The 22144-nt window shown below is 57.0% G+C and carries 12 protein-coding genes and 1 pseudogene; 7 read left to right on the top strand and 6 right to left on the bottom strand.

All coding sequences use genetic code 11. The features are described 5' to 3' along the window. Window positions 1-23 precede the first annotated feature (23 nt). The 5 genes from FLM52_06645 (at window position 24) to FLM52_06625 (ending at window position 12409) form a co-directional block, all read left to right on the top strand. Window positions 24-6740, top strand: a complete 6717-nt coding sequence (locus FLM52_06645) for a DEAD/DEAH box helicase (protein NVN55471.1) — start codon at window positions 24-26, stop codon at window positions 6738-6740. Window positions 6741-6771: 31 nt separating this feature from the next. Then, window positions 6772-8982 (top strand): AAA family ATPase, encoded by a 2211-nt coding sequence (locus tag FLM52_06640; GenBank protein NVN55470.1) that lies wholly within the window; start codon window positions 6772-6774, stop codon window positions 8980-8982. Window positions 8983-9060: 78 nt separating this feature from the next. After that, window positions 9061-9969, top strand: a complete 909-nt coding sequence (locus tag FLM52_06635) for an Abi family protein (protein ID NVN55469.1) — start codon at window positions 9061-9063, stop codon at window positions 9967-9969. A gap of 137 nt (window positions 9970-10106) precedes the next feature. Then, complete coding sequence (locus tag FLM52_06630; GenBank protein NVN55468.1) at window positions 10107-11216, top strand: hypothetical protein; 1110 nt, start codon at window positions 10107-10109, stop codon at window positions 11214-11216. 200 nt (window positions 11217-11416) lie between these two features. After that, window positions 11417-12409, top strand: coding sequence for an IS30 family transposase (locus tag FLM52_06625; protein ID NVN55467.1), 993 nt, complete (start codon window positions 11417-11419; stop codon window positions 12407-12409). Window positions 12410-13083: 674 nt separating this feature from the next. Here the strand turns inward: FLM52_06625 and FLM52_06620 are convergent. The 3 genes from FLM52_06620 to FLM52_06610 form a co-directional block, all read right to left on the bottom strand. Further along, window positions 13084-13443 carry a hypothetical protein gene (locus tag FLM52_06620; protein ID NVN55466.1) on the bottom strand — a complete coding sequence of 120 codons (360 nt, stop codon included), beginning with the start codon at window positions 13441-13443 and terminating at the stop codon, window positions 13084-13086. Between the two features lie 341 nt (window positions 13444-13784). Beyond that, the gene (locus tag FLM52_06615) at window positions 13785-15656 is read right to left on the bottom strand and encodes an AAA family ATPase (protein ID NVN55465.1); all 1872 of its coding nucleotides are present in this window, start codon (window positions 15654-15656) and stop codon (window positions 13785-13787) included. Between the two features lie 164 nt (window positions 15657-15820). After that, window positions 15821-16201 (bottom strand): IS30 family transposase, encoded by a 381-nt coding sequence (locus tag FLM52_06610; GenBank protein ID NVN55464.1) that lies wholly within the window; start codon window positions 16199-16201, stop codon window positions 15821-15823. A gap of 158 nt (window positions 16202-16359) precedes the next feature. Between FLM52_06610 and FLM52_06605 the strand changes: the two are divergent. Continuing rightward, window positions 16360-16827, top strand: a pseudogene (locus FLM52_06605) (IS30 family transposase). 707 nt (window positions 16828-17534) lie between these two features. After that, window positions 17535-17837 carry a hypothetical protein gene (locus FLM52_06600; protein ID NVN55463.1) on the top strand — a complete coding sequence of 101 codons (303 nt, stop codon included), beginning with the start codon at window positions 17535-17537 and terminating at the stop codon, window positions 17835-17837. A gap of 257 nt (window positions 17838-18094) precedes the next feature. Here the strand turns inward: FLM52_06600 and FLM52_06595 are convergent, their stop codons facing one another. The 3 genes from FLM52_06595 to FLM52_06585 form a co-directional block, all read right to left on the bottom strand. Continuing rightward, window positions 18095-19036, bottom strand: coding sequence for a LysR family transcriptional regulator (locus FLM52_06595; GenBank protein ID NVN55462.1), 942 nt, complete (start codon window positions 19034-19036; stop codon window positions 18095-18097). Between the two features lie 109 nt (window positions 19037-19145). Next, on the bottom strand, window positions 19146-20672 hold the full coding sequence (locus FLM52_06590) for an aspartate/glutamate racemase family protein (GenBank protein ID NVN55461.1): 1527 nt from the start codon (window positions 20670-20672) through the stop codon (window positions 19146-19148). Window positions 20673-20763: 91 nt separating this feature from the next. Further along, a complete protein-coding gene (locus FLM52_06585) occupies window positions 20764-22086 on the bottom strand; it encodes a dicarboxylate/amino acid:cation symporter (protein NVN55460.1) in 1323 nt (440 codons plus the stop codon). Between the last annotated feature and the right edge of the window lie 58 nt (window positions 22087-22144).

Below are 22144 nucleotides of genomic sequence, written 5' to 3'. Positions count from 1 at the left end.
GATAACGAAGGACAAGGACGCCCATGTTACCCAGTGTCGTGGCAGATGAATTGACCCACTCGCTCAGAGACTTTCTGCGCGCGACCTTTCCGGTCAGCACGCCCTATTTTCGTGGCCCGCAACGTGCCAATGCTGATGGAGAGAATACCTGGCTGATCGAGCAGCTGACCGATAGCCCGGACACCTTGTTCAAGGGCCCTTATCTCTCGTTGGCGCTGCCTTTCCGACGTGGAGAAGGCACGGTGCCGTTCAAGCACGTCAAGCCGGCCTTCCCGCCCTGGAAGCATCAGCAGCAGGCCTTCGATCGCCTGTGCGGCCAGACGTTGGATGCACCACTGGGGTCTACGCTGGTCGCCACGGGCACGGGCTCAGGCAAGACGGAATGCTTTCTCTATCCCCTGCTGGAACACTGCGCACGAGTCCGCAGCGCGCCGGGTAGCCAAGGCAAGAATGGTATCAAGGCGCTGATCATCTATCCGATGAATGCCTTGGCGACCGATCAGGCGCGCCGCTTTGCCAAGGAATGCGCGCGGCTGTCACCCAAACTGACCGTAGGCCTGTTTACCGGCGACACCGAGAGCGAACCCTGCACGGTCATGCGTGAAGACAGTGTCATCACCTGCAAGGACACACTGCGTCGCTCGCCCCCGGATATTCTGCTCACCAACTACAAGATGCTGGACTATCTGCTGATGCGCCCGCAGGACCAGCCACTGTGGAAGCACAACACGCCGGGCATGCTGCGCTATCTGGTGGTAGATGAGCTGCATACCTTCGATGGCGCACAAGGGACAGACCTCGCCTGCCTGATCCGCCGTCTGCGTGAGCGACTCGCCATCGGTGACGAGATGGCGTGCGTCGGCACCTCTGCCACCATCGGCGGCGAAGGTGGTAGCGGCGACATGCTGGCCTATGCCAGTGATGTCTTTGCTACGCCCTTCGATGCCTCGTCACTGGTACGAGAGGACCGCCTTTCGGCGAAGGAGTACCTGAATGGCGCTGAAGAGAAACTGGGCGAGATCGCTTTCCGCCATGTCCCCCGCAGCCCTGCTGAACTGGATTCTCTGACCACCCGTGACCACGAGAACGCAGCCGACTATCTGGCCATGCTGGCAGCCAGTTGGTTCCCGGTACAGGACAGAGACACTGAAGGCGAAGCGCCCTCCTGCAACCCCGCCATTCTCGGCGACCCGAACCATGCGGAACACGAACGGCACCGGATTCTGCTGGGTAATGATTTGCGTCGTCACTCGGCCTTCCATGATCTGCTGGGACGCCTGACGAGTGTCACCGACATGCAGGTGCTTGCCAGTGATTGGCAGCGCCGCCTGGGCACATCACGACGGGATGCCGCCTTGCTGTTGCAAGGATTGGTCGCCCTCGTATGCACGGCACGTGATCAGGTCACTGATGCCAGTGGCAAGCTATGCACGACGCCACTTCTGAACGTACGCGTACAGCTGTGGCTACGTGAGCTGTCTCGTATGGTCGTCAGTGTCGATGCTCAGCCCTCGCTGCTGTTCAGTGATGACCTGAGCGGGGATGCACTGAGCGGCAGCAATGAACTACCGGATGCACCCGCCGCAGATGATGACGAGCCCGATGCTTCTCTGCCTGCCGGAGAAGGTAGCGCGGAGAGCTCATTGTCAGGACTTGCCCTGCCTTTGGTGCATTGCCGTGAGTGTCATTCCGCGGCGTGGGGCACCCTCAAGTCCATTGACTCCCCACAGGTCAGCGATGACTTGAGCCGTATCTATACGGCGTACTTCGCCAAAGATCCGGACATGGTGTTGCTTTACCCCCTGAAGGAAGGCGAAACACCTCCTGCGGCCAGCAAGGGCGAAGTCCGCCACCTGTGCCCGTCCTGCAAGCGTATGGGCAGCGCCAATCGCGATAGCAGTGATGAGTGCCCGCATTGCCAGCAGCCCGGCAGGATTCGTGTCTGGATGCCTGCGCTGATCGAGACACGCAATGACAAGACGATCAGCGCCGTCGATCAGTGCCCCTGCTGTCAGGCACATAACGGGCTATCCATCGTGGGCTCGCGTGCTGCCTCGCTTTCCAGCGTGATGCTATCTCGGCTGTATCAATCCGACTTCAATGATGACCGCAAGGTGATTGCCTTCTCGGACTCCGTACAGGATGCCGCGCACCGCGCCGGTTTCTTCGAGGCCCGTACCTGGAGCCAATCATTGCGCCAGGCCTTGATAGGCTGGGCCAGTCAGCAACGTCTGCCAATGGATCTCGATACCTTGGCCCAGGGATTTGCCGACAATGAACGCCAGCGCGCGGGGAGTGATGCCGATTTCGTGGGCCGTTGGCTGCCGCCCAATCTGGATTGGCTACAGGACGCTCGCGAGTTACAGGAAACCGGCATTCTACCGGCCGGCAGTGAACTGCCGGAGTTGATCGCCAAGCGCCTCGATTGGGAAGTACGTAGCGAACTGGGACTGGGCAGCCGTATCGGCAGGACGCTCGAGCGACAAGGCTTGCTGGGCTTGGGTGTCGATGTCTCGCGTCTTGAGCGAACCCTGACCCAGTTGCGTCACCAATGGCGTGAACAACTGCCCCATCTGGCCGCGATGGCTGAGCCACATTCTCAGGTGCTGGAACAGTGGCTGCTGGGCGTGCTGCATCGCATGCGCGTCCGCGGTGCCTTCATTCATCCCGCCATGCGCGAGTTCATCGCTCAGGGCGGTGATAACTCGTTCATGCTCAACCGTACTCAGCAATCGCTGTTTCTGCCCAACTATGGCCCACGTCGTCAGCCGCCGGCCTTTGTCAGTCTGGAGCCCATCGGCAAGTTCGTCGATTGCGTTACCGGTGGCAGCCAGGGTAGCGCACGCAGTGCTAGCCAGTGGTACCGCCATTGGCTGACCCACCACCTGCCTATCGATAGCCTCAGCAGCGCGAGTGACGTGGCCCAGGCGTATCGATTGGCATTTGAAGCGCTATCACGCGCGGGCCTGGTGGAAGAGCAAGGCCAGAGTCAGGGTCGTAGCATCTGGGGCCTTGTCCCGGCTCATTGGCATGCCAGCACCCAACTCCTGCCGTTACGGTGTAGTCAGTGCAGTCAGCGCGTACAGGTACCTTCGACGGCACTACCCAACTGGCTGAACATGCATTGCCTGCAGCCACATTGCCAGGGCCAGCTACAGGCAGCTCGTCCCGCTCACTGGAGCCTGACCCCGGCACATCAATCCGGGGCGCGCCTGGTCAGCCATGAACACACCGGCCTGTTGGACGCTGATACCCGTGCACGGGTGGAGCACTCCTTCATCAAGGGCAAGCGCCCGTGGGACATCAATCTGCTATCCGCCACCCCGACGCTGGAGATGGGCATCGACATCGGGGACCTTTCCACCGTACTGCTGTGCTCGACTCCTCCGGCCCAGGCCAACTATCTGCAGCGCATCGGACGTGCTGGTCGCCGCGATGGCAATGCGCTCAATCTGACCATCGCCAATGGCGCACCGCATGATCTGTACTTCTTCTCTCGACCACAGGAAATGATGAACGGCGAAGTCGCGACGCCTGGAGTCTTCCTGAAAGCCCGCGCAGTACTGGAACGCCAGCTACTGGCCTTCTGCCTTGATGCGTGGATGGCCAGCCATGCACAGAATGGCAGCCTGGCTCCCTCGCTGCTGCCCAGTCGGTTGACTCAAGTGCTGGATGCGGTGAATCACAAGGCCGATGATGGCCCGAATACCGGGCGCTTCCCCTATACCCTGCTCGGCTTCATCGAAGAGCATCATGCCGACTTGTTGGCACGCTTTCTGGCGCGCTTCCCGCATCTGGATGTAGAAGACCGTGATTACCTGAGCCAGCAGCTGATGCCGAACGCCACTGCCGCCTCGGCAGCGCTTCCCTCAGGCCTGAAAGCACGTGTCATCACCACTTTGACACGCCGCGCCGAGCAACGCCGTGCCTGGAAGCTGGAGATCAAGGAGTACGACCGCGCACTGGAGCATCTGAGGTCGCAGCCAGAAGACGAGCATGTGCGCAACGAGATCGAGGCCATCGAGGTCGAGCGTCATGGCCGCATGAGCCTGCTCAAGCAATTGGGCCAGCAACAGACGCTCAACTTCTTCACGGATGAAGGGTTGCTGCCCAACTATGCCTTCCCGGAAGAAGGCGTGACGCTCAATGGCATGGTGATCCGCCACGTCAGCAAGGCACAGGCTGCCAGCGGCAAGAGCTATGAAGTGGTACATCATGAGTTCCAACGCCCGGCACAGAGTGCCTTGGTGGAGCTGGCCCCTCTCAATACCTTCTATGCCCTGGGACGCACGCTGACGATCGACCAGATCAACCTGCGCGGGCAGGACATCGAACATTGGCGACTTTGCAGTGTATGCCACTACAGCGAGTCGCTGGCTGAGGGAGACATTCATGGCAGCTGCCCACGTTGCGGCAGCCCTCAATGGGGAGATTCGGCTCAGAAGCGAAGCTTGCTGCGCCTGAAGGAAGTCACGGCCACGGTACGCGACCGAGACAGCCGCATCGGGGATGACAGCGACCAGCGTCAGCCAGCCTTCTACAACCGCCAGATGCTGGTGGATATCAAACCGAACAGCGCCAGCCATGCCATGCGCATTGATGACCCGGCCTGCCCGTTCGGCTTTGAATTCATCGCAGATGCACGCTTCGTTGAGATCAACTTCGGCCGCGGAGGGGATGCTGGTGATACCTTGAATATTGCAGGCAAGGAGGCCCCTCGCCCGGGCTTTGCGGTCTGTGCGCATTGCGGCAAGGTCCGCTACAAGGGTCAGAAAGAGAAAGAGCAACACACGCCATGGTGCAAGGTGGTGCGCAACAAGCTGCCCGATACTCCAGAGAATTTGCATAACGGACTCTTCCTGTATCGCGAACTGCACTCGGAAGCACTGCGCCTGCTGCTGCCACTCTCCGATGTCGCGATGTCGGAACGTGCGCGTCAGTCACTGATCGCAAGTCTCCATCTGGGGCTGAAGCGCTACTTCCGTGGCAGCGTGGACCATCTACGCCTGACCGAGCAGGAAGTGCCGGCCACCCAACAGCAACCCGCCCGCCATTACCTGGTGCTCTACGATACTGTCCCCGGTGGTACCGGTTATCTGAAGGAGCTGATGCTGGCCCCGGAGAAACTGGTGGACATGCTGGCCCTTGCCCGCGACACCATGCGTGACTGTGCATGCGAAGATGAGCCTGGACGGGATGGGTGTTATCGCTGCCTGTTGGCTTATCGCCAGAGCCGTCATCTCAAGGACACATCGCGTGATACGGCCCTGAATTTGCTTGAGCGCATCATCTCGCGTCGTCATCTTCTGACGGAAGTCGCGGGGCTGGAGAAGATCGACCTCAATGTGCTGGTGGAAAGCGAGCTGGAGCAACGCTTCATCGACCTGCTCAATCAGCCGTCTGGGAACCACTCTCTTGGCCAAGAGCTTGTCGATGGCACGCCGGGCTGGCGATTGACCTTCAAGGGTCAGGGCGATGGCCCGCTGGTCAGCTGGCAGATTCGTCCGCAGGCCGTACTCGGGCCAAGCCAGGGAGTGTCTCGCACGACACGCCCGGACTTCTTGATGACCCCGCTCAGCGCACCTGCAGGTACGCAACCGATCGCCATCTATCTCGATGGTTATCAATATCATCGTGAGCGAGTCGGCGATGATGCCGAGAAACGTCAGGCAGTGCTGGCCAGTGGACGTTATCGGGTCTGGACACTGACGTGGCGCGATCTGATGGGAGAAAAGCATCAATGCGCCAGCCTCGCGGATATCGAGATACCTCACTCATTGCTCAAGGTGCTCCAGGCCAAGGCGAGTACGCCCGAAACGCAAGAATGGCTCAAGGCGCTTGCACCACTCTCCGTGAATCATGCTCGCCAGCTGATGGATGGATCTGCCTTTGACGCTCTGCTCACCTATGCCGCGCAACCCGACCTGCAGAGCAAGGAGTGGCATCAGGCTTGCCTGACGCAGTCACTTGCCTGGCTGACCATGCAGACGCACGACAATTCCTCGTTGCTCACTCGCTTGAGCACAGAATTGCGGGAGAACCTGTTGATCCCCTTGGCTGACGCCTTGCTGGATACGTCGATGGGACCACGTCTCTTCGGGGGCGTCCTTGACAGCTTCGATAATAGCCAGGGGCGTTGCGAGGTACTGGTGAGCGTTCCCCAGACACAAGTTCGATCAGTCAGTGGTATCCGCAATCACCTGCACCTGCATCTTTCGCTGGATGACCGGGATCTGGAAGCCACACTCAAGGACGAGGACCATTGGCGCCGCTTCTGGCAACAAGCCAATCTTCTGCAATTCGCTCCACGCCTGACTCTCAGCAGCACGCGTGGCGTAGCGGCTGGTGAAGGGTTGCTCGATCCCTCCTGCTGGTGGCCAGCAGATGAAGACGCCACGAGCAATACTGGGCATGACGATACTCGGACCGACGGCGCCCAGGCCGACAATGCCTGGGAGGAAATCCATGCCAACAGCCTGCTGGATCCAGAATGGGTGGAGGCCTTGATCGCTCAGGAGGTAGCAGTACCCGAAAGTGGAGTAGACCTCCTGGATGCCAATGGTGAGGCCAGCATCATGCTTGAGCTGAGCTGGCCGGATGACAAGGTTGCCATTAGCTCCACACCACTGCCCGAGGCATTTGCTGACTGGCGGGTGATCCTGTTTGATGACAGTACGGGTCTGCCCATCGACAAGGATGCACTCACTCAGCTAGGCCATTGGCTCGCCGTGACAGCCTGACTATAGAAGTACCGGACAAGGACGCAGCAACATGACAGCACCCTCAGAAACATCGCATCAGCCGACCATCGCGCTCGCTCAGGAATTTCTCGGCGCGATGAGCAGCATCCCCCGTGCCAAGCAGAACAAGGTGCAGGACCTGATCGGCAAGTTTCGCAGCAACCCGCGCTCCTCGGGCATCAATTACGAGGTCATCCGTGATGCCCGTGACAAGAACATGCGTTCGGTCCGCGTGGACCAGGAATATCGCGCTATCGTGCTCAAGCCTGAGAAAGGCAATGTCTACGTCTTCATGTGGGTCGACAAGCATGACGATGCCTATGACTGGGCGCGTCGTCATGAAGCCAGCATCAACCCCCAGACGGGTAGCCTCCAGGTACTGGCCACCGTCACGCGTGAGGTTTACGAAGATGCTCCCGCGTCGAGCCCGCTGACGACACCTGTCAGTGAGTCCGCAAGCCCATTGTTTGACGAAGTGCGCGATAGAGAGCTTCTGCGGTTGGGTGTCCCAGAGGCCCTGCTGGAAAGAGTGCGTGAGCTCAAGAACTCGGCTGCATTGGATGCGATGCAATACGTATTGCCCGATGAGGCCTATGAGGCACTGCTCTTCCTCGCGCAAGGTGAGGACAAGCAAGAAATACTCGAGATGTACGGTGCGCCGGACGAAGCCCCCAGCATCGATACCGAAGACTTCGTGCAGGCCTTGCAGCAAGCCGACAGTCAGCGCCGTTTCCACGTGGTGGAAGACGACGATGAGCTGACGCGAATGCTCAATGCGCCACTGGAGCACTGGCGGGTCTTCCTTCACCCTTCGCAGCGTGAACTGGTCGAGCGCGATTGGAATGGTGCCGTGCGCGTACTGGGAGGCGCAGGGACTGGCAAGACGGTCGTTGCCATGCACCGAGCGCGCTACCTGGCCCGCCATGCCGTGAGACGTGGTGAAGGGGACGAACGCAGCATCCTGTTCACGACCTTCACGCGTAATCTCGCGCAGGATATCGAGCACCAGCTAAATCAGCTGTGCACACATCAGGAAATGGCCTGTATCGAGGTCATCAATATCGACCGACTCATCCATCGCCTGACCAGCGGCCAAGGCAAAGCCAGGCTTGCCTATTCCAATCAACCGGGATACCGCAAGGCGTGGCGCGCAGCACTTCAGTTGATTCCCGATGAGCTGGACCTGCCAGAGAGCTTTTACGACGAGGAATGGCAACAGGTCGTCCTCCCCCAGCATGCTCGCACACGCCAGGAATATTTCCGGGCCAGACGTGTAGGCCGTGGCAAGCCGCTGAACCGCGGACAACGCGCCGCCATCTGGCCGGTATTCGAGGAAATGCGCAACCAGTTGAACAATGCAGGGCTGCGTACGATCGAAGACTGTACCTTCGAGGCCGTACAACTCGCGGAGCAAGGGCAGCTCGCTCGCCAGTACCGGCATGTCATCGCTGACGAGATTCAGGACTTTGGTGCAGAATCCCTCAAACTGCTGCGCGCTCTTGTGCCTGAAGGCGCCAACGACCTCTTCCTGGTAGGTGACGGCCATCAGCGCATCTATGGCCGCCGTGCGACTCTCTCAAGCTGTGGTATCAACGTGCGCGGCCGTCGTGGACGCAAGCTGAGAATCAACTACCGCACTACCGAGCAGACCCGCCGTTATGCCGTAGCGTTGCTGGAAGGCGTAGAGGTCGATGATCTCGATGATGGCCAGGACTCCAGCAGTGACTATCGCTCGCTTCTGCAGGGCGAAGCACCTTCCGTGCAGCATTTCGATAGCTTCGATGAAGAAGTCGATGCGCTTGTACAGCTTGTCGAAGGATTGGCAGAAGCGCCCGATAGGGAAGCCGGTGACGGGCAACGCCCTACCCTGCGTCGTGACTGCTGCATCGTTGCCCGAACTCAGCGCTTGCGTGATCAATATGCTCAGGCACTCAAGGCACGTGGAATTCCGGTGGCCATCATGGAGAAGGAGTCCGGCGATGAGGCAACCGACAACGCAGTCCGGCTCGCCACCATGCACCGGGTGAAAGGGCTGGAATTCCGCAAGGTGTGTCTCGCAGGGATCAATGCAGGCGTCGTCCCTGCCCCACGTTCCATGGACAGTGAAGATCCGGTCGAGAAGCGTTACCGGGAGCTCAATGAGCGTGCCTTGATACACGTAGCTGCCACACGTGCCATCGAGAGCCTTCACGTCTCGAGCTTTGGAGAACCGAGTCCTTATCTGACGTCGGCAAACCAATAAAAGGATGGTGAGCTGATGGCCTACGATCGTCCCTGGAAGTCGTTTCAAGAGCAGTTGACCCTGCTCACCGAGCGCGGGATGCAGGTCGGCGATGAAAGCGCCGCTTTGGAATATCTGGAGCGCGTCGGTTACTACCGACTAAGCGCCTATTGGTATTCCTTCCGAGTCTTCGAGACGGCCGGTCATGACCAACATGACCGGCCAGTCACCCAAGCAACGGATCAGTTCGTTCCCGACACCCAGTTCATCGATGCGGTGCGGCTATACCTCTTCGACAAGGAGCTTCGGCTGCGCCTGACCGATGCCCTGGAACGTATCGAGATCGCGCTGCGAGTGGATATCGCCTACCTATTGGGCGGGAGCGATGCCTTCGCACACCTGCACCGCGCCACCTTCCATCCCTCCTTCGCCCGCCGCAAATCCGGTCGTGACTCGCGCGACAGCTTCGAGAAGTGGCAGGAGCGCTGCGAAGGTATGGAGCGACGCTCAAAGGAAGACTTCGTCAAGCACTATCGGCAAAAGCACGGGCCGCGGCTGCCGATCTGGGTCTCCGTCGAGACTTGGGACTTCGGCACCCTCTCGCAGCTCTTCGCCATGATGAAGGTGCCAGACCAGATACGGATCGCTCAGAAATACGGCATTCAAGACTGGAAGGTCTTCCAGAGCTGGCTTCGCTCGCTGAATTATCTGCGTAACGTCTGCGCACACCACAGCCGGCTCTGGAACCGCAATGTCGTTGACCAGCCAAGGCTGCCCAAGCAAGGTGAGGTACCGTGGTGCGATGAATTCAGGGACGCAAAGCGCCTTGCCCGCCCCTTCCTGCTATTGAGTATCGTGCGGCACATGGCGTTGATGGTCTGCCCCGAAACCGAGTGGCATCGACGTCTACAGGCACATCTGGAGGCTTTCCCGGTGCCTCATTCCAGACGAGGGCTAACGCTGGAGGACATGGGAGCTCCACCGGGCTGGGAGCGCTGGTGGGGATGATGAAGGTGGGAGCACACAAACAAGAACCCCCGCGTAAGCTCGTGAGAGCCAAGAGGCGGGGGCCGTGTTGATATCCATGGTAGAGCATCGCCTTGGGTGAGGCAACGCTTTCTCTAACAAGCACCAGGAGGCGCCTGATGGCTATAGAGCAAGGAATCTGGAAGCTGGCAGGTACTGCAGGCGAGATGCCGCAAAAGCTGCGGCCTACTGGGCTAGCCGACGAGGGGGAGCTAGAGGAGCAGATCATGCAGGATGTCTCGATCCTCAATCGGGACTGGTTGTTGATTGGTCGACAGGTACGCACGGACTTCAACAAGCTGATCGATCTGCTGGCGATTGCTGCCGACGGCACAGTTATCGTCATCGAACTCAAACGCGACAAGACACCCCGCGATGTGGTGGCTCAGGCCATCGACTATGCCTCTTGGATCGTCACCCTGGCCGACTACCAGCTGGTAGAAATCTATCAAGCCTTTGCCCAACGTTATCAGCGCCCTCACATGTCTCTTGAGGGCGCCTTCGAGGCCAAGTTCGGTATCACGCTAGATAGCGTCACCCTCAACGAAAATCACCAGCTGGTGGTCGTGGCCACCCAACTCGACGCCAGCAGCGAGCGAATCATCAACTATCTCAACGAACATGCCCAGCTCTCGATCAACGCCATGTTCTTCAGCGCCTTCGAGGACCAGGGAAATCATTACCTCAGTCGTGCCTGGATGATCGACCCGGACGAACCGCCCCTGCCTGTCCCACGCAAGTCACGCAAGGAGCCTTGGAATGGCGAGTTTTACGCCTCCTTCGGCGATAACCGTCCATGGGAGTTGGCGCGTCGCTATGGCTTCATTGCCGGTGGTGGCGCCGCCTGGTACTCGAAGACCCTCGCTATGCTCTCAGAGGGAGACCGCGTCTGGGTCAACATCCCCAAGACCGGCTACGTAGGCGTGGCTGAGGTGACCGGAGAGCGTTGCCGAGGCGAGCATTTCACGGTCCAGACCGATCAAGGGATTCAGAGACTTCACGACATTGCCACAGCTACCGCGTACCCACAGCTCCACCGAACCTTCGATGAAGAGGATGAGGAGACAGCGGAATACCTCGTGCCAGTCCGCTGGATCACTTCGTACAGTGCCTCACAAGCATTTAGCGAAGTCGGTCTGTTCGGCAATCAGAACACTATCTGCAAGCCCACAACACCGAAATGGGAGCATACCGTTACGAGATTGAAACAAGCCTGGGATATAGACTGAGTATCATATCGTCGCTGGAGTAAATTTCTCAGCTACTAGTATGCAAGCGCTAACGAGGGTTTGGCCGGCGATAATCTACCCAAACTTTCCAAATAAATCCTGGATTCATAGAATAACCGCAGCACTTTGGACCGCACGGTAGAGGCAGGAGGGCCAGCGCCGGTACCCTTCTCGGCTCACCGACCAAAGTGAAGCAGAGTATGGAATACCGACAGCTGACCCAGACCCAACGATATCAGATCCACGCCCGTTATGACTTGGGCATGAGCCAGCGCCAGATCGGCAGGGAGCTGAACCTCCACAGCAGCACGATCAGCCGTGAAATTCGCCGTAACGCCACCGCTAATGGCTATGATCCCGAGCAGGCTCAGATACTCAGTGATCATCGGCGCCGCACTGCTAACAAGTGGACAAAGCGCCTTCCAGGCATGATGGCCGCCGTTGCCGATCGGCTACGTGAGGAGTGGAGCCCACAGCAAATCAGTGGCTTCATGGCGCCCTTGGCTGGCGTTAGTGTCAGTCATCAATGGATCTACTCCTTGATCTGGGACGACAAGGCACGGGGTGGTGACCTTTGGCGGCATCTCCGTCAGCCTAAACGCCGCAATAAGCACCGCACGCACGCCAAGAGCGCCGGGTTGGGCAAGATCCCCAATCGAGTCGGTATCGAGCACCGCCCAGATGAGATTGATGACCGGCGCTTCATCGGCCACTGGGAGGGCGATACCGTGATACAGGGGCACAAGCAATCAGGCCTTGTCACGCTGGTCGAGCGTCGCAGTGGCTATTTACTGGCGGCACGATTGCCCAAGATCTCGGCCGAGTTGACACAAGCAGCCATGATCCGCTTGTTGAAGCCGCGTCGGGGAGCGGTCCAGACGATCACACTGGACAATGGATCGGAATTCGCTGGCCACGAAGCGGTGGCCAAGGCCGTGACGGCGGCGATGTACTTCTGCGATCCCTACTGCTCTGGACAGCGTGGGACCAACGAGAATACGAATGGCCTGATACGGCAGTACTTCCCCAAAGGAACGGATTTTCGTCAGGTCAGCAATGCAGAGCTACGCAAGGTGGTCGAAAAGCTGAATGACCGTCCTCGAAAGCGACTCGGCTACCGGACACCGGCGCAGGTGTTTCTAGGGGAATACTCAGGAGGGCTGGATACTGCAGGTGCTGCGCTTATTGCTTGAATTCAGGAATCCAAGACTTAAGCGCAATAACTAAAGTCAATACAGTTATTGCGCCCTCAAATAATAATTAGATTATTTATTCATCATCTATATATAGAGTCAGACACATATTGGTTGAAGTTAATCATAGCTTCATGTTGAACAGGCACGCATCCAAACATATTCCCGCACCACGCCTCTCCCACGATACGATACCCGTCACCACTAGGCTCCAATGAAGCTCTAAAGGCTATATCAGTATCTCCATTGCGTGGATTATAAGTCTCCATATAATCCGATGTGATATGCTGAAGCTTATATCCAGAATTATTCAATATCCACCTTCTAGCCGCACTCCACATTTTCTGACATTCGGTTTTCTCGTAGCAAACTGGAATAGATTTTTTATATTCTGCAAGCTGAGCTGGTGTGGAATGCCCTGATGTAACACACCCACTCAGGAATAGACTCACACCTAAAGCATTTAAAAACTTCAACATTAGTCAACCCTCAAGCAAAGTCAAAATTTAAGCCTAGACGATCTATGCTAAATTAGCAACATTAAAAATTATACCTATCGACAAATCAGTGGATAACTGACATACACAAGCAACACATATTAGCCTGTCTCGCAAATATATAAATCCATCACTAATCGCTCTGGTAAAAAGCAAATCTGACAAATAGAAGGTTATTCACGACCCAGTTAATAGATTATTTACCAAGGAGTCACCATCAGAAGAAGTACTCTCTGAACTGATCTTCAGAGAAACATTTATCAAAGGATAATCAAGATCCCTATAACTAGCGACACAAGCATGATATTCTTTAGAATTCATAACCATTTTAAAGACCTTCTGGCTATAAAATTTTGGGACATAGCCTAACCTCTCCATCCGACAATTATAAATCTCAACAGAGTGATCATCGTAAATATTCTTTTGATTACATTTAAGTATCAATGATTCACCAACTTGAACAATATCACTCGGACTACGATATTGCTGCGCATAGCGATATCCAGCAACCTTAAAATTTAAAATATCAATACTCATATCACCTCGCAATCAATATTCATTATTATGCATAAAATTGCTTGACTGTATTACTTGGCCATCTCGATCAGGCTGAATAGCTGCGCTGGTCTATTGGTAAGCACCTTTTAGCGCATCTTTCGGTAGCCAAAGAGATTCTTGGTAACATGAAACAGATACTAGCCTTAGTCCGCTCGACCTTCAATAGCAGCTCTATTATCGGACTCTCTTCTTCCTACTTGATACAGCCTCTCTTGGCCACGATACAACAACGGAGATACTGCTATAATTCCTGCACCTGACTACTTGTATGAGTGATCATACCCTCAAACTCAGGTGACCAGAATCAATATGCCACTACACTATCGCTCTTCATAAGCATCCCATGACTTTCCGAACTCTATTAGCTCGCCTGCACAAGAGACCACGGTCAAAAAGCTTCCTTCTTCATGCCGCTTAAGCCTTGTAAGTCCGGCATAAATCAGAGCAAGTGTTTGTCCGCTAGTCTTCTCGCCCACAAAAATAACAATGGCACGAGCTTCCCATCCTTTAAAGCTATGAAGAGTCGTCGCCTTTACTCTTGCATCCCCCATATAGAAACCCATTTTGCGTCTGCGTGATTCCTTCTTGTCAGCGCTGTACGTATGCACCGCATGGATGCCTTTAGCCTCCAAAGCATTCACAACAGAAGCACCCATCTTCTGGCTGCCCGTTAAAAACGTGATATCAGGAATCGCCAAAATAGCATTAGTAGCACGCGGTGCCATCTGAAGGATTTCTTCGAGGCATACCTCAACTGCACGCATAGGAGTAGTTTGGACCCATCGTAATGCACACGGGTATAAATCGAGCTCTCCTTGCGGGCCATTAGGCAAGTCGACGGTGTCTGGTGGTAAATATTTACTGGCAAAATTTCTTGCCACTTGTAAAGCAGAAGGCGGCAGCCTGTAGCAAGTTTGTAACTCTGCCCAACGACCACCAAGAAATCCCGCGCCCGTCATAGCCTCATCGGTCCATGAATGAGCGGTTCCGTATACATCTTGCGTGGCGTCGGCCACAAGCAGCATTTCACCGCCATCCCGACACACTTTACGAAGTACATTCCACCACGACGGCAAGAAGTCCTGCCCCTCATCTACCAGAACAGCATCGTAGCGCTGAACCAGTTCATCAGTATCCGAATCAATACAGCTTCCTACCAATGCAGGCAGGCGAAACCGCAACACACTATCTTCATCTCGTAATACTTCTTCGGCACCGCGCCATAGATCGAGATACTCTTTTTCGTGATCTGAATCCAAACAAACTCGCTTACACCATGCATGGAAATTCAACCAGGTGATATCCTGCCTCGTACGCCCCTTCGAGTTTGGCCATCTAACAGCAACATCCATTAAATAGTGTAGTAGAGTGATATTAAAAGTAACAACAAGAACTTCTTTACCTTCACCGAGAAGTTGTGCCGCGCGAGCACCAAGGATCAAGGATTTCCCAGAACCAGCCGGTCCCTTGATTCTCCTGTAGCCTGACTGAGTTCTAGAAGTTACATACGATCTTTGATTTGAATCCAACTCTATGATTTCCCTTTGAGCAGCAGAAAAATCGGGCTCTATCAACCAATTTCGCATGTCATCAGCCTGCTCATCGCTCATAAATCTAGAAGTTAGTCGGCGACTTTCAGGAAAGACCTGATGAACTCTACTTTCAGTTATGGCTTCAGCACCAGATACGGGATTGTACTGAGGCCATCCAAGCATTCCTCGATAATCCAGACAAGGACGTAAAAGTTTCTGGACATCTTCTGTATTGGCGAATGGGAAAATGATTCCAGCGGTAATCGTAGCAAAACCAGCCTTTGCATTTAATCTAGGACAATAAAGTTCATGTATTTCATTTTTGTACTTAAATATCTTTTCAACCGGATTTTGGCTGTGAATTGAAAACTCCTTTCTACCATCAGATGCCCATAGCTGGGGAGCTCTACCGGGCCGGTCCTCTACCCAATAGCGCATTGCGTCTAGATTCCAGTCCTTTACTTCGAAGACGGCAATTCCAACAGCAGGGTTCATCAAAACAAAATCTGGACGCAAACCATTAAGGTGAGGCTGAATGTAAATTTCCCACTCAGGCGCAAGCGTCTCATTGAACAAGTCGAATACTATTCGCTCACCTTTAGTGAGTGGCTGCCGCAATCGATCAAAATGTTCTACTGGTGGTGAAACAAATCGTCTCATCCCCCCTCCTACCTAAGCTTGTATTTTAACGCTACATTTAAAACTGACCACTACAGCGCTTTTCTATGTTATATATCAATTACAGTACAACCTTTAACTCCTTGGCCGCAGATTCTGAGTGCAACAACTGAGTTTCCTTGTAAGGTATTGCACTCATGTCATACTCAGAACTCAGCATTACCGATCGTGCCACTATCCAGGTTTGTCTCTCTCAAGGCCTGAGCCTCTGAGCCATTGTCCAGCGTAATGGTCTGGACCGCTCCTCGACGCGGCTTTAACAAGCGGATCATGGCTGCTTGCATCAACTCTGCCGAGATCCTGGGCAGTCGTTCCGCCAGTAAATAGCCACTGCGACGCTCGATCAACGCGACAAGGCCTGATTGCTTGTGGCCCTGTATCACGGTGACGCCTTCCCAGTGGCCGATGAAGCGCCGGTCATCAACCTCATCTGGGCGGTGCTCGATACCGACTCGGTTGGGGATCTTGCCCAATCCGGCGTTCTTGGGGGGCGTGCGGTGCTTATTGGGGAGTTTGGGCTGACAAATATGCCGCCAAAGGCCCCCCTCCCCGGGCCTTGTCGTCCCAGATCAAGGAGTAGATCCATTGATGACTGACACTACCGCCGGCCAAGGGCGCCATGAAGCCACTGATTTGCTGTGGTCTCCACTCCTCACGCAGCCGACCGGCAACGGCGTCCATCATGGTGGACAAGCGCGAGATGCCTGGGCATTGGGAAGGCGATCTAATCGAGGAAAAGGCAATTCCTCAGCGGTTGGCGCTCTTGTAGAGCTCAGTAACGGATACTTGATACTGGCAAAAATGCATGATGCGACTGCGACCTCAGCCTTAGAGGGCTTCAGTGCCGCGCTTGAGAGAATGCCATTGGCAGCACGAAAAACCCTGACGTATGACTAAGGACGAGAGATGGCCAGGCATGCCGCTATCACGCAAAACACAGGCGTCGCTATCTACTCCTATGATCCCCATAGCCCTTGGCAATGAGGTAGAAACGAGAATATCAATGGGCTGATTCGCCAGTATCTCCCTAAGGGAACTGTCACCGACCAGTCATGAAGAGCTGGATGCCATTGCCTTCGAGCTGAATATGCAGCCTCGGAAACGCTTCGACTTCAAATGCCCTATCGAGGTGATGAATGAACTGATGGCAAAGCACAATGAAGCCCCCCCTCAATTCAATGGGGTGTTGCACTCAGAGCCTGCATCCGCCCACTATAAAATGTTTATGCACGGCTACCGCACGGCGCTGCAGCAGGGCAAGCTCCGTCCAAGGACCACACGACCCAACGCCCTGTTGGGGCGATCAACAACTGTAAATCCGAATATGTGCAATTTCATGAAGCCTAATAGTAGCTGACTTGGTGCATCTGCGGGTATAGATCGTCAGTTCAATGCGACACCCTACGTCGCCTGAAGGGTACGCCGTCTCGGTGCCCCAGCGTCCCTCGCCACGCTCCCACTTCTATCGTACCTAACACCACGCCGGAATTTTCCGCGCCATTCGCCAACGCCTACGCGTCCTGTCTGACTGAACTGATACCCAGCCTCATAAAATTCATACGGCTGCGTAAGACATTGCCAACAAATCCTGAAAATCCACTTTCCCTAACCCCACGGGAAATTTCCGCCAAGGCACGGAAAATTCCGGCTTCCCAAGCCATCACCTACCGCTAACTCATTGTTTTGTATGGAAAGTGGTGATAATGGAGGCTCCGAATCGCCCGATCTCGTCCCACAGTCAAAACTCATATTGCACTGCAACAAAAACAGGCGTATCACTGTATTCATGTTCCTTACCTGGAGAGTACAATGGCTAAACAACCTGCCTGGTCAGAGTTGGTCCCAACGACGCCGGCTGCGATGTTCGATGTCTGGAAGCTGGGCACGACGTCGGTGGAGATGTGGTCGACAGCCATGTCGACCATCATGTCGCGCACTCAGTTGTGGGGAACCCAGTCACCGCTGGACCCGAAGATGATCACCGAGAACCAGAAGATGGTGTCGGAGAAGATCGCAGCCAGCTGGGAGATGTGGTTCGTGATGCAGAAGGCGTGGATGAACGCGATGACGGGCGGCAAGGTGGCGCCGTGGTGGACGACGGGCACCCTCTTCATCAAGCCGTTGCACAAGCGCACGACGGCCAATTCGCGTCGACTGTCGTGAGAGGCAATGCATGACTTGCCGTTGCGGCCGATGCAGTTGCAGTCGATAGAGCTGCGAGCTGAGATGCGATCAGATACGGTTGAATGCGCTCAGATGCGCTTAGATGCAGTAATGCAAGACGGGAGCCCCAGTGGCTCCCGTCTTGCGTCGTGCTCTGGCGATGATGTCAGGTCATTGTTCTGGGCTTTCTTTTCCATTTTCTCCAGCCCTACCCCCTGAGCTTTCTTCCTCTGACCTGGTACGCCGCCAGCGAATTATCATTCTGATTCGAGGGCCTCGTCTTCGTCGGTCAGACAGGCTTGCCAGATGCGTTCGGCCACGCGCTGGTCGTGCTCGGCGTGGCGGAAGAGGCAGATATCCAGCGGCGCGGTGTGGCTGTCATCGCTGATGATGACGAGGCGCCCGGCGGCCAGCTCGTCGCGCACGGCGCGCTCCGGCACCCAGGCGATGCCGCTACCGGCGAGTGCGCCACGCTTGAGCACGTCAGACATCGAGCATTCGTAGCGGAAGTTGAGACGCGCGGCGAGGTTCTGGCGTCCGATGATCAGTGCGGTCAGTCGGCCGAGATAGCTGTCACTGGAGTAGCAGAGGTAGGGTTGCGGCGTGTCGCTGTCGAGGGAGTAAAGTGCCTGGCCAGCGTCATCGACGGCACTGACGGGCACCAGCCGCTCGGAGCCGAGCACGATGGAGGGATAGCGCACGATGTCGGTGAGCGTAGGCAGTAGCGGGCTGTTGTAGGCCAGCATCAGATCACAATTGCCGCTGATCAGGGCATCGACACAGCCGGCGACGTGGTCGGGCACGATGCGTGCCTTGAGATTGCCCAGTCGGTTTTGCAGCTGTTCATGCCAGTCGACGAAGAAGCTGACCGCCAGCGTGTGCGAGGCGGAAATCGAGACGACTTCTTCTATCTTGGGCACGAAGCCGAGCGCCTCATCACGGCCGACGCGCAATACCGAGAGCGCATCCTGGGCGGTGCGCTGGAAGGATTCGCCCGCGGGAGTCAGGCCGACGGGGAACAGGCTGCGGTCGATCAGGGTGGCGCCGACCCAGTATTCCAGATTGCGAATACGACGGCTGAAGGCCGGTTGCGTCACGTTGCGCAGGGTGGCGGCGCGCGAGAAATTACGCGTCACCGCCAGGGTGAGGAAGTCTTCCAGCCAGTTCATTTCCACGGCAAAGCACCTGAAGAGAGGCATGAATGAGGCAAAGGCACACAGCGAGCCTGCGTGAGCGCAGTATATCGCGTCGCTGGGTGTCTTTTCTTCAAGCTCTCTTCACTGGCTGATCGGATGGATGAAGCGCCAATCAGGCCTCGGCTTGCGCCAGTGCCACACAGCGCTGCGCGAGAATTTCCGCGGGGTCGAGCAGCGCTACCCGCTCACGCAGTGCCGCATCGAGCTCGATCAACGGAAGCTCGGTACAGCCCAGGATGATCACTTCTGCGCCCCGCGCCAGCAGGTGGGAAATGGCAGCCTGCAGATGCTCGCTGCACTCCCCTGCCGTATGGCCCGCCTTCACGCCGTGATGCCCGTAGATCGCCTCCATCACCTGGGTCTGACAGCGCGCATCGGGCACCAGCGTTTCACGCCCCGAGGCCTCGATGATGTCGTGGTAGACCCGACTGATCACGGTGCCGCTGGTCGCGATCAACCCGACCCGCGCCACCGGCGCCTGCATCGCCGCGATATGATCGACCACCGCCGTCAGCATGTTAATGATCGGGATGCCGATATAGGGCTGGATACGCGCCACGAAGGCATGCGCGGTATTGCAGGGAATCGCGATGGCATTGGCGCCATCGGCCTCCAGCCGCTGACAGGTCGCGAGCATCGGGATGCTCGGGTCTTCGCCCTTGCCGATCAGATTGGCGGTGCGATCGGGAATCTGCGGATTCTGCTCCACCACCATCTTGAGGTGGTCCTGATCGCGCTCGGCACGCGTCAGGCTGACCACCTTGCGCATGAAGTCCACCGTGGCCGCCGGCCCTACCCCACCGAGCACGCCAAGCTTGAAGTTGCGATTCTCGCGCTCGCGGTCCACGCCCAATGCGTATTCGGCGTAGATGAGGTTGGAGTCGAGCAAGGGCACCGGCACCAGCGGCTGCAGCGACTCCATCAGCACCGGAATCTCGCTCAGGCCCGGCACGATGATCTCCGCGCCCTGACTGACCAGGCCATCACAGGCCTCGAGCAACAGTTGCAGACACTCACCACCATGATGGCCACTCTTGATGCCGCTGGCCCCATAGATGGCCTGCATCAGGGCATTACGCTGCAGCGTGGCATCGGGGTAGATGACCTCGAGGCCATCACCTGCCACGAGGTTACCGTCTTGCGTGGCATCCGTGACAGCCATCGTGGCCTCCGGCTCCCCGAAGCGCTGCTCGAAGATACCGGAGGCGCGCACGTAGCTTGAGGTCAGCACGCCGATCTTGCGCACCTCGGGATAGTCGCGGCGAATGCGCGCCAGCAGCGCATCGAAGATATCGACGACGTTGACGCTGATTTCCGGGGTGATCTCGGCCAGGAAGGTATGCGAGAGAAAGCATGGCACCATTGCGTTCTCGACCTTGCCCTGCATATCCTTGAGCACGTTGTAGACGTAGAACTTGCGTCGCAGCGGGTCATAGGCCTCCGCGGCGATTCCCGGCCCGTCATCGAAGTGACGTTGCTCGAAGGCGATATCCACCCCGCCCGGTGGCTTGCAGTACTGCGCCGCGCGCACCGTCTTGAGCAGGACATCCGCGCTGCCGATCGCCCCCAGGCCGCCCACGACGCCGTAGCGGACGACAGAGGGGCTGGCTTTATGTGAAGGTGCGTTGGGGCGTTCCATGACGATGTTCTCCTGATGTCCTTGACACGCTTATCACGCGGATGCCGACAAGCCGATGATGATGACGCGGTTGGTGTTCAGACAAGAGCGCTCAACTGAGCTCTGAGCGCATGACGTGGGGCGTATTGAAGACTTGCTCGTCCAGCTCGCCTTCGCTCTTGGCGACCAGGCAGCTGACGGCGCAGTCGCCCGCCACGTTGAGGCCGGTACGTGCCATGTCGAGCACACGATCGATGCCGGCGATGATGGCGACCCCTTCCAGCGGCAGGCCGACGGAGGTCAGCACCAGCGAGAGCATGATCAAGCCGGCTCCCGGCACACCGGCGGTACCGATGGAGCCCAGCGTCGCGGTCATGATGATGGTGACGTATTCGGTCATGCCCAGATCAACGCCATAGGCCTGGGCGATGAACAGCGCGCAGACGCCCTGGTACAGCGCGGTGCCATCCATGTTGATGGTCGCGCCCAGCGGCAGCACGAAGCTCGAGACACCCCGCTTGACGCCCAGATTCTGCTCGGCGGCCATCATGGTCACCGGCAAGGTGCCGGAACTGGAGGTGCTGGTGAAGGCGAGCATGATCGGCTCGACACTGCCCTGGAAATAGCGCAGCGGGTTCAAGCGCGCCAGAAAGCGCAGCATGCCGCCATAGACCACGATGGCATGCACGAAGCAGCCCAGATAGACGATGCCGATCACCTTGGCCAGCGGCGCGAGCATCGCCAGGCCATAGGTACCGGCCACCCAGGTCATCAGGGCGAAGACACCGTAGGGGGTGAAGGCGATGATGATGCTGGTCATGCGATAGATGATTTCCGCTGCGGACTCGAAGAACACGCGTACCGGACGGGCTTTCTCCCCCACCAGCGTGATGGAGAGGCCAAACAGGATCGCAAAGACGATGATCTGCAGTACATTGCCTTCGGCGAAGGCTTCGACGGCATTGGTCGGCACCAGCCCGAGCAGCGTATCGACGGCGGTCGGCGCTTCACGCACCTCGACATTGGCCGCGCTGCCCAGGTCGATCCCGACACCCGGCTGGAAGACGGTGGCCAGCCCCAGGCCGATGGTGATGGCGACCGCCGTCATGCCCAGATAGAGCACCAGCGTCTTGACGCTCAGGCGCCCGATCTTGGAGAGGTTGTTGAGCGAGGCCACGCCAGTGACCAGCGAGATGAAGACCAGCGGCACGATCAGCATCTTGATGCCGCGGATGAACAGGTCACCCAGCGGTTTGATATCGGCGGCGATATCGGCGCGCCCGGTCTGGTTGAGCACGATGCCCAGCCCCAGGCCCAGAATCAGTGCGATGAAGATCTGCTTCCACAGCGCCAGTCTTGTCCAGGGAGACAGAAAGCGCGCAATGGGCCCGGGAGAGCGGGGTATCGGGGCGGAGGAAGAACCTGAATCAGCCATGAGTGTTTCCTTCTTGTCATTGTTCTTGGCTGCGCGTGGAAGCAGCGCAGAGTGCAGA

Source organism: bacterium Scap17 (genome assembly GCA_013376735.1).
GTDB lineage: Bacteria > Pseudomonadota > Gammaproteobacteria > Pseudomonadales > Halomonadaceae > Cobetia.
Note: the sequence above shows the minus strand (reverse complement) of the source record. Positions and strands in the feature narration are given on the sequence as shown.